This is a genomic window from Variovorax sp. CCNWLW225 (genome assembly GCF_037204045.1).
GTDB lineage: Bacteria > Pseudomonadota > Gammaproteobacteria > Burkholderiales > Burkholderiaceae_C > Variovorax.
In genome coordinates, this window is record NZ_JBBCBV010000011.1 from 24,809 (window position 1) to 37,935 (window position 13,127).

11 protein-coding genes are annotated in these 13,127 nt (G+C 65.0%); all 11 read right to left on the minus strand.

What is annotated here, in order from left to right; all coding sequences use genetic code 11:
- Positions 1-5: 5 nt before the first annotated feature.
- The 11 genes from carB to bamA all read right to left on the minus strand — a co-directional run bounded on the left by carB (position 6) and on the right by bamA (position 13,116).
- Positions 6-3,254: a carbamoyl-phosphate synthase large subunit gene (gene carB, locus V9L20_RS17990; RefSeq protein WP_258506662.1), complete on the minus strand. Its 3,249-nt coding sequence runs from the start codon at positions 3,252-3,254 to the stop codon at positions 6-8.
- Between the two features lies 1 nt (position 3,255).
- The gene (locus tag V9L20_RS17995; RefSeq protein ID WP_337297630.1) at positions 3,256-3,813 is read right to left on the minus strand and encodes an ORF6N domain-containing protein; all 558 of its coding nucleotides are present in this window, start codon (positions 3,811-3,813) and stop codon (positions 3,256-3,258) included.
- The gene (gene carA / locus V9L20_RS18000; RefSeq protein ID WP_337297631.1) at positions 3,806-5,005 is read right to left on the minus strand and encodes a glutamine-hydrolyzing carbamoyl-phosphate synthase small subunit; all 1,200 of its coding nucleotides are present in this window, start codon (positions 5,003-5,005) and stop codon (positions 3,806-3,808) included. Before carA ends, V9L20_RS17995 begins: the two co-directional genes overlap by 8 nt.
- Positions 5,006-5,203: 198 nt before the next feature.
- Positions 5,204-5,998, minus strand: coding sequence for a TrmH family RNA methyltransferase (locus tag V9L20_RS18005; RefSeq protein ID WP_258506667.1), 795 nt, complete (start codon positions 5,996-5,998; stop codon positions 5,204-5,206).
- 12 nt (positions 5,999-6,010) lie between these two features.
- Positions 6,011-6,730: a ribonuclease HII gene (rnhB, locus tag V9L20_RS18010; RefSeq protein ID WP_337297632.1), complete on the minus strand. Its 720-nt coding sequence runs from the start codon at positions 6,728-6,730 to the stop codon at positions 6,011-6,013.
- Entirely contained in the window at positions 6,702-7,850 is a 1,149-nt protein-coding gene (gene lpxB, locus V9L20_RS18015; protein WP_337297633.1) for a lipid-A-disaccharide synthase, read from the minus strand. Before lpxB ends, rnhB begins: the two co-directional genes overlap by 29 nt.
- Before the next feature lie 12 nt (positions 7,851-7,862).
- Positions 7,863-8,651, minus strand: a complete 789-nt coding sequence (gene lpxA, locus V9L20_RS18020) for an acyl-ACP--UDP-N-acetylglucosamine O-acyltransferase (protein ID WP_337297634.1) — start codon at positions 8,649-8,651, stop codon at positions 7,863-7,865.
- Positions 8,652-8,674: 23 nt separating this feature from the next.
- Positions 8,675-9,124, minus strand: a complete 450-nt coding sequence (gene fabZ / locus V9L20_RS18025; protein WP_157614172.1) for a 3-hydroxyacyl-ACP dehydratase FabZ — start codon at positions 9,122-9,124, stop codon at positions 8,675-8,677.
- A gap of 23 nt (positions 9,125-9,147) precedes the next feature.
- The gene (lpxD, locus tag V9L20_RS18030) at positions 9,148-10,125 is read right to left on the minus strand and encodes a UDP-3-O-(3-hydroxymyristoyl)glucosamine N-acyltransferase (RefSeq protein ID WP_337297635.1); all 978 of its coding nucleotides are present in this window, start codon (positions 10,123-10,125) and stop codon (positions 9,148-9,150) included.
- A 15-nt stretch (positions 10,126-10,140) separates the two neighbouring features.
- The gene (locus V9L20_RS18035) at positions 10,141-10,689 is read right to left on the minus strand and encodes an OmpH family outer membrane protein (protein ID WP_126749816.1); all 549 of its coding nucleotides are present in this window, start codon (positions 10,687-10,689) and stop codon (positions 10,141-10,143) included.
- Positions 10,690-13,116: an outer membrane protein assembly factor BamA gene (gene bamA / locus V9L20_RS18040; RefSeq protein ID WP_337297636.1), complete on the minus strand. Its 2,427-nt coding sequence runs from the start codon at positions 13,114-13,116 to the stop codon at positions 10,690-10,692.
- Positions 13,117-13,127: the final 11 nt, after the last annotated feature.

A 13,127-nucleotide genomic window follows, 5' to 3' on the forward strand; every position in this document is an offset into this window, starting at 1 on the left:
CACGCTCAGGCGGCTGCCAGCTGCGCGTGCATCTCCTGCACCGAGATCACGCCGAGCTCGTCCATGAAGCCCATGCCTTCGACCGCGGCTTCGGCACCAAAGATGGTGGTGAAGGTGGTCACGCGCGCGAGCAGCGCCGAGGTGCGGATCTGCCGCGAGTCGTTGATCGCGTTGCGGCGCTCTTCCACCGTGTTGATGACCAAGGCGATCTCGTTGTTCTTGATCATGTCCACGATGTGCGGGCGGCCTTCGGTCACCTTGTTCACCGTTGCGCATTCGATGCCCGCAGCACCGATGGCGGCGGCCGTGCCCTTGGTGGCGATGATCTCGAAGCCCAGCTTGACCAGGCCGCGCGCCACTTCCACCGCGCGCGCCTTGTCGTTGTTCTTCACCGAGATGAAGACCTTGCCCGACTTCGGCAGGTGCGTGCCCGCGCCCAGCTGCGACTTCACGAAGGCTTCGCCGAAGGTCTTGCCCACCCCCATCACTTCGCCGGTCGACTTCATCTCGGGGCCGAGGATGGTGTCGACGCCCGGGAACTTGACGAACGGGAACACGGCCTCCTTCACGCTGAAGTAAGGCGGCGTCACTTCCTTGGTCACACCCTGCGACTTGAGCGACTGGCCGGCCATGCAGCGTGCCGCCACCTTGGCGAGCTGGATGCCCGTGGCCTTGCTCACGTAAGGCACGGTGCGCGACGCACGCGGGTTCACTTCGAGCACGTAGATGACGTCCTTGCCGTCCTTCTGCTGGATGGCGAACTGCACGTTCATCAGGCCGACCACGTTGAGCGCGGCGGCCATGGCGGCGCTCTGGCGCTTCAGCTCTGCAATGGTCTCGGCGCTCAGGCTGTAGGGCGGCAGCGAGCAGGCGGAGTCGCCCGAGTGCACGCCGGCTTGCTCGATGTGCTCCATCACGCCGCCGATCAGGGTCTGGCCCTCGGCATCGCGCAAGCAGTCGACGTCGCACTCGACGGCATCGTTCAGGAAGCGGTCGAGCAGCACCGGCGAGTCGTTGCTCACCTTGACCGCTTCGCGCATGTAGCGCTCGAGGTCGCGCTGCTCGTGCACGATTTCCATCGCGCGGCCGCCGAGCACATAGCTCGGGCGCACCACCAGCGGATAGCCCAGTGCGGCGGCCTTTTCGAGCGCCTCGGATTCGGTGCGCGCGGTGGCGTTCGGCGGTTGCAGCAGCTTGAGCTCATGCAGCAGCTTCTGGAAACGCTCGCGGTCTTCGGCCGCGTCGATCATGTCGGGCGAGGTGCCGATGATCGGCACGCCGTTGGCTTCGAGATCGAGTGCGAGCTTGAGCGGCGTCTGGCCGCCGTACTGCACGATCACGCCGAGCGGCTTTTCCTTGTCGACGATCTCGAGCACGTCTTCGAGCGTGAGCGGCTCGAAGTACAGGCGGTCGGAGGTGTCGTAGTCGGTCGACACGGTCTCCGGGTTGCAGTTGACCATGATGGTCTCGTAGCCGTCCTCGCGCATGGCGAGCGCGGCATGCACGCAGCAGTAGTCGAACTCGATGCCCTGGCCAATGCGGTTGGGACCGCCGCCGAGCACCATGATCTTCTTCTTGTCCGTCGGGTCGGCTTCGCACTCGTCCTCGTAGGTCGAGTACATGTAGGCCGTGTTGGTCGCGAACTCGGCCGCGCAGGTGTCCACGCGCTTGTAGACCGGGCGCACGCCCAGCGCGCGGCGCTTCTCGCGAATGGCGGTGTCGGTGGTCTTGAGCTGCTTGGCCAGGCGGCGATCGGAAAAGCCCTTCTTCTTGAGCGCGAGCAGCGTGTCCTTGTCGATGTCGTCCAGCGACTTGGTTTCGAGCTCGAGTTCGATCTTCACGATCTCTTCGATCTGCACCAGGAACCACGGGTCGATCTTGGTCAGCGCAAACACCTCATCGACGCTCAGGCCCATGGCGAAGGCGTCGCCCACGTACCAGATGCGCTCGGGACCCGGCTCGCCCAGTTCCTTTTCGAGCACTTCGCGGTCTTGCGTCTTCTCGTTCAGGCCGTCGACACCCACTTCAAGGCCGCGCAGCGCCTTCTGGAACGACTCCTGGAAGGTGCGGCCCATGGCCATCACCTCGCCCACGGACTTCATCTGCGTCGTGAGACGCGAATCGGCCTGCGGGAATTTCTCGAAGGCGAAGCGCGGAATCTTGGTGACTACGTAGTCGATCGACGGTTCAAACGACGCGGGCGTGGCGCCGCCCGTGATTTCGTTGCGCAGCTCGTCGAGCGTGTAGCCCACGGCCAGCTTGGCCGCGACCTTGGCAATCGGGAAGCCCGTGGCCTTGGAGGCCAGTGCCGACGAACGCGAGACGCGCGGGTTCATCTCGATGACGACCATGCGGCCGTCCTTCGGGTTGATGGAGAACTGCACGTTCGAACCGCCGGTATCCACGCCGATCTCGCGCAGCACGGCCAGCGAGGCGTTGCGAAGGATCTGGTATTCCTTGTCGGAGAGCGTCTGCGCGGGTGCCACGGTGATCGAGTCGCCGGTGTGCACGCCCATCGGGTCGAGGTTTTCGATCGAGCAGACGATGATGCAGTTGTCGGCTTTGTCGCGCACGACTTCCATCTCGTACTCTTTCCAGCCGAGCAGCGATTCTTCGATCAGCAGTTCGTTGGTGGGCGAAGCTTCGATGCCGCGCTTGCAGATGGTCTCGAACTCTTCCGGGTTGTAGGCAATGCCGCCGCCGGTGCCACCGAGCGTGAAGCTGGGGCGGATCACGGTCGGGAAGCCGACCGACTTCTGCACGGCCCAGGCTTCGTCCATCGAGTGGGCAATGCCGGAGCGTGCCGAGCCGAGGCCGATCTTGGTCATCGCGTCCTTGAACTTCAGGCGGTCTTCGGCCTTGTCGATGGCTTCGGGCGTGGCGCCGATGAGTTCGACCGGCTTGTTGGTGGCTGCGCCGGTGTACTTTTCGAGCACGCCGTTGCGCCAGAGGTCGAGCGCGCAGTTGAGCGCGGTCTGGCCGCCCATGGTCGGCAGGATCGCGTCGGGGCGCTCCTTGGCGATGATCTTCTCGACCGTCTGCCACGTGATCGGCTCGATGTAGGTGACGTCGGCCGTGGCCGGGTCGGTCATGATCGTCGCGGGGTTGCTGTTGATCAGGATGACCTTGTAGCCCTCCTCGCGCAGAGCCTTGCAAGCCTGCACGCCGGAGTAGTCGAACTCGCAGGCCTGGCCGATGATGATCGGGCCGGCGCCGATGATGAGAATGGATTTGAGGTCTGAGCGCTTGGGCATCTTATTTGTCCTTGGTGAAACCGATGCCGCGGCCGCTGTAGGCGCCCGGCTTCGGCTCATCCATCAGTTGATGGATCGCGTTGAATACATCGCGAAAGTTCTGGTCGTATCGCTGTTCCAGCGCGTTCAGCTTGCGCTTGAGATCGGCGTGCTCCGACAGCATGCTGCGCAGCTTGACGAAGGTACGCATGATCTCGATGTTGACGGCCACGGCGCGTTCGCTGCGCAGCACGCTCGACAACATGGCCACGCCCTGTTCGGTGAACGCCACGCTGCGGTAGCGCGCGCCGCCGGAACCCGGCTTCTCGGTTTTTGAGATCACAAGTTGTGATCTCAAATTCTCGAGGTCGTGGTTTTCGAGGGTGAAGGCAAAGTCCGCGGGAAAACGATCGAGGTTGCGGCGCATGGCCTGCAACAACACGCGGGTCTCGACGCCATAGAGCGCGGCAAGGTCCTGCGCCAGCATGACCTTGAGGCCGCGCAGCACATAGATCTTGCCCTCGGCATCGCGCAATGCGGCGATGACCGAGACGTCGAGCACCGCGGGTGCATCAGCCACGTGCCTGCTCTCCACGTGTCTGCTCCATGAGCGCGGTGAAGCGGTCGAACAGGTAGCCGATGTCGTGCGGGCCGGGCGAGGCTTCCGGGTGGCCCTGGAAGCAGAACGCCGGCTTGTCGGTGCGCGCAAGGCCCTGCAGCGTGTTGTCGAACAGGCTGATGTGAGTGGCGCGCAGGTTGGCCGGCAGCGACTTCTCGTCGACCGCGAAACCGTGGTTCTGGCTGGTGATGCTCACGCGGCCGTTGTCCAGGTCTTTCACCGGATGGTTCGCGCCGTGGTGGCCGAACTTCATCTTGAAGGTCTTCGCACCCGAGGCCAGGGCCATGATCTGGTGCCCCAGGCAGATGCCGAAGGTCGGAATGCCGGTCTCGATGAGTTCCTTGACCGCGCTGATGGCGTAATCGCAAGGCTCCGGGTCGCCCGGGCCGTTGGCCAGGAAGATGCCGTCGGGTTTGAGCTTGAGCACATCGGCGGCGGGCGTTTGCGCCGGCACCACGGTGATGCGGGCGCCGCGCTGCGCGATCATGCGCAGGATGTTCTTCTTGACGCCGTAATCGAACGCCACCACGTGGAACTTGGGCGTGATCTGCACGCCGTAGCCCGGCTTGCCGTTCGAGTTCACGAGCTTCCACTCAGTTTCGGTCCACTCGTAGGTCTGCTTCACCGACACGACCTTGGCCAGGTCGAGCCCGGCCATGTTGGGCGCGCCCTTGGCGGCGGCAATGGCCTTGTCGATCAGCGCCTGCGTCACGGCTTCGCCCGCGGCCAGGCCGAGGATGCAGCCGTTCTGCGCGCCATGGGTGCGCAGGTGGCGGGTCAGCTTGCGGGTGTCGATGTTCGCGATGGCCACCGTCTTGCCGGCCACGAGGTATTCGTTCAGCGTCGCGGTCTTGCGGAAATTGGATGCGACGAGCGGCAGGTCTTTGATGATCAGGCCAGCGGCATGGATCTTGTCGGCTTCGATGTCTTCCCCATTGACGCCGTAGTTGCCGATATGCGGATACGTGAGCGTCACGATCTGCTGGCAATAACTCGGGTCGGTGAGGATTTCCTGGTAACCGGTCATGGAGGTGTTGAACACCACTTCACCGGTCGTGGAGCCGGCGGCTCCGATCGAATTGCCTTGAAAGACCGTGCCGTCTGCGAGCGCCAGGATGGCGGGCGGGAAACTTCCCTTGAGAGACAAAAGCACTGGGTTCTCCGGATGGTTACGGTCGCCCGGAGCCCCAGGCGCGTTGCCTGCGGACTGCTGCTTAAGGGGAAGATGGCGTTGTAGGCGGCCGGGCGACGCTATTGCGAGTAAGCCCCCGATTGTAGCCCGGCGGCGTCACCCTCCTGACTTGAAAGGCCGGAAAACATACGAGGCCGACGCCTTTATGGCGTCCGGGAATCAGGAATTCACCCGCGCAAGGCCGGCCGCGCCGCTCGCGTGCAGGCAGATGGCGGCCGCGGCAGCCACGTTCAGCGATTCCTCGCCGCCGGGCTGCGCAATGCGGATGTGGTGCGTTGCCCGGGCTTCCAGCGCCGCGGAAACGCCCTGCCCCTCGTGCCCCATGAGCCAGGCGCAGGGATGCGGCAGCCTGGCCTCGTGCAGCCATTCGCCCCGGTGCGAGCTGGTGGCCACCAGCGGCACCTTCAACTCGTCGAGCGCATCGGCTTCCACGCCTTCGATCAACCGCAGGCCGAAATGGGCGCCCATGCCTGCCCGCAGCACCTTGGGCGCCCACAACGCGGCCGTGCCCTTGAGCGCAATCACCTGCCTGAACCCGAAAGCCGCCGCGCTGCGCAGGATGGAACCGGCATTACCGGCGTCCTGGAGGCGGTCGAGCACGACGCTGGGCGCGTCGGGCAGCAGCGCCGGCCGCTCAGGCAGATCGAGCACGAAACCCATGGGCGCGGGCGACTCCAGTCCGCTGGCCCCGCGCAAGAGATCGTCGTCGACCACTACGGTTTTTATAGCAACACTCGCCCATTCGGCAGGACACTGCGGCCAGAACGATTCTGAAAAAACGGCGATGGCGGGCTTGATGCCCCTGGCGAGCGCCGCGCGGCAGAGGTGATCGCCCTCCAGCCACACGCGGCCGAGCTTGCGGTAGGCTCCGGGGTCCTGGGCCAGCTTGCGCAAGTCCTTGAGCAGCGGGTTGTCGCGCGAGCTGATGTGGCTCGCGCCCGATGGAGTGGTCATGCGTCGGGAATCTCAGGGCGCCGTGCGCAAGTCGAGATGCACGGTCTCGACCGTTGAGGCGGCCACCGCGAGCGGCATGGAGGCTTCGGCCGGCGCGGCAGCCTCGCCGGCTGCACGTGCCAGGGCCGCGGCCACCGGGCTGAACGAGCGGCGGTGGTGAACGCAGGCGCCATGGCGCAGCAGCGCCTCCAGATGCTCCGGCGTGCCGTAGCCCTTGTGGCCGGCAAAGCCGTAGTGGGGAAATTCGACGTGCAGTTGCTCGCACAGGCGGTCGCGGTGGACCTTGGCGAGGATGGAGGCAGCCGAGATCGCCTTGACCCGCGCGTCGCCCTTCACGATGGCCTCGGCCAGCACATCGAGCGTCGGCAGGCGGTTGCCATCGACCAGCACTTTCGCAGGCTTGAGGCGCAGCCCCTCCACCGCGCGGCGCATCGCGAGCATCGTGGCCTGCAGGATGTTGTGGGTGTCGATTTCCTCGACCGTGGCCTGCGCCACCGAGCAGCACAGCGCTTTTGCAAGAATCTGGTCGTGCAGGCGCTCGCGCTGGAGCGCCGTGAGCGTCTTGGAGTCGGCCAGTCCGCGAATCGGCCGTTGGTCGTCCAGGATGACGGCCGCGGCCACCACCGGGCCGGCCAGCGGTCCGCGGCCCGCTTCGTCCACGCCCGCAACAAGGCCCGGCGCGTCCCACACCAGGGCCGCCTGCTCAGCCTTCAAGAACTTTCTGGATCGCATCGGCGCAAAGTGTCGGCGTATCGCGCTGCAGTTGCACGTGCAGCTCTGAAAATTTTTGTTGCAGCGCCCGGGTTTTTTCAGGTGCATCGAGCCATTCCAGCGTGGCGTGGGCCAGCGCCTCCGGCGTGGCTGCCTCCTGCAGCAGCTCGGGCACCACGAACTCGCGCGCCAGGATGTTGGGCAAACCGACCCAGGGCTGGAGCTGTTTGCGCTGCATCAGGCGCCACGAGAGCGCGTTCATGTTGTACGCAATGACCATCGGCCGCTTGAACAGCGCTGCCTCGAGCGTGGCGGTGCCGCTGGCAATCAGCGTCACGTCGCACGCAGCCAGCGCGGCGTGCGACTGGCCATCGAGCAGCTTCACCCGGCCCGCCGCGCCACTGGCCTGCAACAAGGCCTCGACCTCGACGCGGAGCCCCGGAAGGATGGGGGCGACAAACTGAAGTGCCGGCCTTGCCTTGAGCATTTGCGCCGCGGCGGCGAAGAATCGCGCGGCCAGATAACGCACCTCCGAACGGCGGCTGCCGGGCAGCACGGCGACGACCTCCGCATCCGGCGCCAAACCCAGCGCTGCACGAGCGGCGACCCGGTCGGGCGTCATCGGAATCACGTTGGCCAGCGGATGGCCGACATAGCTGCCCTGCACCCCCCTTTCCGCCAGCAGCGCGGGCTCGAACGGAAAGATGCACAGCACATGGTCGGCTGCAGCGCGGATTTTTTCGATGCGTTCTGCGCGCCAGGCCCAAATGGAGGGACAGACGAAGTGCACCGTCTTCATGCCGCGGCTGCGCAATCCGGCCTCGAGATCGAGGTTGAAATCGGGTGCGTCCACGCCAATGAAGAGTTCGGGCCACTCGCGCAGCAGCCGTGCCTTGAGCTGACGACGGATGCCGGCAATTTCGGCATAGTGGCGCAGCACCTCGATATAGCCGCGCACCGCGAGTTTTTCTTGCGGCCACCAGCTCTGGAAACCGTGCGCGAGCATTCGGGGTCCGCCGATGCCGGCGGTCTGGAGCGATGGCCAACGCGCCTGCAGGCCGTCCAGGAGCAGGCCGGCCAGCAGGTCGCCGGACGCCTCTCCCGCGACCAGCGCGAACCTTCGCTGTTCGTCCTTGCCCATGCGACTTCTACTTCAGCGCGCGATGCCGCGCGTCGAATTGGAGAGAAAACGCTCCATCAGCGCCACGTCCTCGGCCGCTTCAGGGGTTTCGGCCGCCAATGCGTTGATGCTGGCGCGCGCTTCTTCGAGCGTCTTGCCCTGACGGTACAGCAGGCGATGCATCTGCTTCACCGCCGCAAGGCGGGATGCCGAAAAATCGCGCCGGCGCAGACCCACGACGTTGAAGCCGCGCACCGCCAGCGGGTTGCCGTCGACCAGCATGAAGGGAGGCACGTCCTGCGACACGGCACTGGCAAAGCCCACCATGGCGTGCGCGCCGATCGAAACGAACTGGTGAATGCCCGTCAGCCCGCCGATCGTGACCCAGTCGGCCAGATGCACGTGGCCGGCCAACGTGGTGTTGTTGGCCAGGGTGGTGTGGTTGTCGACACGGCAGTCGTGCGCGATGTGCGTGTACGCCATGATCCAGTTGTCGTTGCCCACGCGCGTGATGCCGCCCGCCCCCGGCACGCCGAGATTGAAGGTGCAGAACTCGCGAATGACATTGCGGTCGCCAATGACCAGCTCGGTCGGCTCGCCGGCGTATTTCTTGTCCTGCGGCACGGCGCCCAGCGACGAAAACTGGAAGATCCGGTTGTCGCGGCCGATGGTGGTGCGGCCCTCGATCACGCAATGCGCGCCGATGGTCGTCCCGGCGCCAACCCGCACATGAGGGCCGATGATGGTGTACGGCCCGACCGAAACCGAGGCGTCGAGTTCTGCCTTCGGATCGATGAGCGCTGTCGGATGAACCTGCGTCATGCCTTGTTGTAACCGCCGCAAGATCAGTTGATCTGGCGCATGGCGCACATCAGCGTCGCCTCGCAGGCGAGCTCTGCACCCACCAGGGCACGGCCCTTGAACTTGGAGATGCCGGCTTTCATGCGCTCGATTTCGACTTCGAGCGTGAGCTGGTCGCCCGGCTCCACGGGGCGCTTGAAGCGCGCACCGTCGATGGCGGCAAAGTAGTAGACCGTGTTGTCGTCGGGCACTATGTCCAGCGAATGGAACGACAGCAGCGCCGCCGCCTGTGCCATGGCTTCGAGCATCAGCACGCCCGGCATGACCGGACGGTGAGGAAAGTGGCCGTTGAAGAACGGCTCGTTCATCGTCACGTTCTTGAGCGCCGTGATGCGCTTGCCCTTTTCCATGTCCAGCACGCGATCCACCAGCAGGAACGGGTAACGGTGGGGCAGCAGCTTGAGGATTTGATGGATATCGAGCGTCGTCGTCATGATTTTCTGTTCCTGCATCGTCTTCATTCTTTCTGGGGTGCCTTCTCCAGCGCCTTCAGTCGTTCGCGCAGGCTGTGCAACTGCTTGAGCGTTGCAGCATTTTTTTCCCAGCTCGCATTGTCGTCGATGGGGAACATGCCGGTGTACTGGCCGGCCTTGTGGATCGAGCGTGTGACCACCGTGGCCGCCGAAACGTGCACGCCATCGGCAACGGTCAGGTGACCCAGCACGATGGCACCGCCGCCGAAAGTGCAGTGCGCGCCGATGGTGGCACTGCCCGCCACGCCGACGCAGCCCGCCATGGCCGTGTGCTTGCCCACGCGCACGTTGTGGCCGATCTGGATGAGGTTGTCGAGCTTGACGCCGTCTTCGATGACGGTGTCGTCCAGCGCGCCGCGGTCGATGCAGGTGTTGGCCCCGATCTCGACGTCGTTGCCGATGCGCACTGCGCCCAGCTGCTCGATCTTGACCCACTCTCCCTTGTGCGGCGCCAAGCCAAAGCCGTCGGCGCCGATCACCACGCCGGGATGCAGCAGGCAGCGCTCGCCGACCACGCAGTCTTCGCTGATGGCCACGCGCGACTTCAGCACCGTGCCGGCTCCGATGCGTGCACCCCGCTCCACCACGCACAAGGCGCCGATGCGCGCAGTCGGGTCCACATGGGCTTCGGGGTGGATGACCGCGGAGGGATGGATGCGGTCGGCTTCGGGGCGCGCATGGTGCGCCTTCCAGAGTTGGGTGAGCCGCGCAAAGTAGAGGTACGGATCGGCCGCGACGATGAACGCTCCGCGCGCCGCTGCCGCCTCGCGCATGGCCGGCGAAACGATCACGCAGGCGGCCTTGGATGCCGCCAGTTCCTGCTGGTATTTGGGATGGCTCAGGAAACTGAGCGCATCGGGCTGCGCATTCTGAAGCGGCGCGAGCCGCTCGATGGAGAGCGCAGCGTCCCCGTGGAGCTCGCCCCCGAGGGCGTCAACAATGGCTCCGAGCTGCAATGCCACGCCGTTTTTGCGGCGTTATTTGCCGCCCGCAGGCGCGGAAGAAGTGGTCGAGGCGTTCAGCGCCTTGATCACCTTGTCCGTGATGTCGTGCTTCGGATTGATGTAGATCGCCTCCTGCAGGATGGCGTCGTACTTTTCAGCCTCGGCCACCTGCTTCACCACGCGGTTGGCACGCTCGTAGACCTGCTGGAGCTCTTCGTTCTTGCGCGCATTGAGGTCTTCCTGGAACTCGCGGCGGCGGCGCTGGAAATCACGGTCCTGGTCGACCAGCGCGCGCTGGCGTGCCGTACGCTGGCTTTCCGACAAGGTAGGCGCCTCGCGCTCGAACCTTTCGGAGGCCGACTTCAAGGCCTCGCCTTGCGTCGTGAGGTCTTTCTCGCGCTTGAGGAACTCGGACTCGAGCTTGGCTTGCGCAGCCTTGGCAGGCTGGGCTTCGCGCAGCACGCGGTCCGGATTCACGAATCCGATGCGAAAAGTCTCCTGCGCCTGGGCAGCAGGCGCGGCAACCAGCGCAAAAACGGGGATCAACAACGCGCCAGCTGCGGCGCGGATCAAATGCGTCATTTAGAAAGAAGTTCCGATCTGGAATTGCAAGCGCTGAATTCTATCCTTCGGGATCGTGACGAAGCCGGTCGCCGGATCCACCACTTCCTTCTGGGACCTGATGGGGAAGGCGTAGGCCAGGCGCAGCGGGCCGAGCGGCGAAATCCAGCTGACGCCGAGGCCGACAGAGGCGCGCAGCTTCTTCTGGGCCTTGTACTGGGCGTCGGTCAGGCCTTCGGCCCGCGAGCCGAACACATTGCCGACGTCGAAGAAGCCGTACAGGCGCAGAGTGCGGTCGTTGCCGGCGCCGGGGAACGGCGTGCTGAGCTCGGCATTGAAGATCGCCTTCTTGGTGCCGCCCAGGGCGGCGCCTTCGGTCTGGCCAAGCAGCGGCGCGTCGCGCGGGCCCAGCGAGTTCTGCTCGAAACCGCGGATCGAACCCAGGCCACCGGCATAGAAGTTCTTGAAGATCGGGAAGGTCTTGCCGCCGAACGCCTTGCCGTAGCCGACTTCGCCGTTGATCGCGAAGGTGTACTGCTTGCTGATGGGGAAGAACTGCTGGTACTGGTAGCTCGTCTTGAGGTACTTCATGTCCCCACCGACGCCCAGCTCGACGTTGGCGCGCTGCAGGCGGCCGCTCGTCGGAACGAGTGCGCTGTCGCGGTTGTCGCGGCCCCAGCCGATGGTCAGCGGCACGCCCCACACGCTGTCCTGGTCGCATCGCGAGACGAACAGCCCGCTGGCGTCGGTCTTGCACTGGAAGTAGTCGCGGTACGACTTGGGCGTAAGGAAGGCGAACGAGCTCTGCGCGTCGAAGGCGTAGCGCTCGAGGCCGACCCCGAAGAAGACCGTGTCGACTTCGCTGAACGGCACGCCAAAGCGGATCGAAGCGCCCTGGTTGACCAGCTTGTAGTCGCCGTCGACCGAGTAGTTGTACGGCCGCGTCGTGGTGTGATAGACGCTCACCGTGCGCGAGATGCCGTCCTGCGTGAAGTACGGGTCGGTGGTGGTCAGCGAAAGCGTGCGGTTGTACTTGCTGGTGTTGACCTGCAAGCCGAGGAAGTTGCCCGAACCGAACACGTTCTCCTGCGAGATACCGAAGGTGAGGGCCACCTTCTCGGCGCTGGAGTAGCCGGCGCCGAGCTGCAGGCTACCCGTGGGCTTTTCCGCCACGTTCACGACCAGGTCGACCTGGTCGGGCGAACCCGGGATTTCCTGGGTTTCGACGTTCACTTCGGTGAAGAAGCCGAGGCGGTCCACGCGGTCGCGCGAGATCTTGATCTTGTCGCCGTCGTACCACGAAGCTTCGAACTGGCGGAACTCGCGCCGGATCACTTCGTCGCGCGTCTTGGCGTTGCCGCCCACGGCCACGCGGCGCACATAAACGCGGCGCGACGGTTCAGCTTGCAGCGTCAGCGTCACGCGGTTGTTGACGCGGTCGATTTCAGGACGGGCCTGGACGCGCGCAAACGCGTAGCCGAAGGTGCCGAAATAGTCGGTGAAGGCCTTGGTGGTTTCGGTGACCTGCTCGCCGTTGTACGGCTCGCCGGGCTTGATGGTCACGAGCGACTTGAACTCTTCGTCGCGGCCGAGGTAGTTGCCGTCGAGTTTGACGCCGGCCACCACGAATTTTTCACCTTCGGTGATGTTCACCGTCACCGTCAGGTCCTGCCGGTCGGGCGAAATGGCCACCTGGGTCGAATCGATGCGGAACTCGAGGTAGCCGCGGGTGATGTAGTACGAGCGGAGCGTTTCCAGGTCGGCGTTCAGCTTGGTGCGCGAGTACTGGTTCGACTTGGTGTACCAGCTCATGAAGCCGCCGCTGTCCTGGTCGAACAGGCTCAGCAGCGTCGATTCGCTGAAGGCCTTGTTGCCGACCACGCGCACTTCGCGGATGCGGGCCGAATCGCCCTCGATCACGGTGAACGTGAGGTTGACGCGGTTGCGCTCGATGGGCGTGACCGTGGTCACGACCTGCGCGTTGTAGAGGCTGCGGCTCACGTACTGGCGCTTGAGCTCCTGCTCGGCACGGTCGGCCAGGGCCTTGTCGTAGGGCCGGCCGTCGGTCAGGCCGACTTCGCGCAGCGCCTTCTGGAGCGCGGCCTTGTCGAATTCCTTGGTGCCGACGAAATCGACGTCAGCGATGGTGGGCCGCTCTTCGACGATCACCACCAGCACGTTGCCGTTGACGTCGATGCGCACGTCCTTGAACAAACCCAGGTCGAACAGCGCGCGGATGGCGGCCGATCCGCGTTCGTCGCTGTAGGTATCGCCCACACGCAGCGGCAGCGACGCGAAGATCGTGCCGGGCTCCACGCGTTGCAAGCCTTCGACGCGAATGTCGCGCACCGTGAAAGGCTCGACGGCCCAGGCTGCGGTGGCCGCCAGGGCGCTGGCCACTACCGCGGCAACGCTACGCAGGCGAAAGCGACTGAAGTTTGTGTTCATCTGTGAATTGG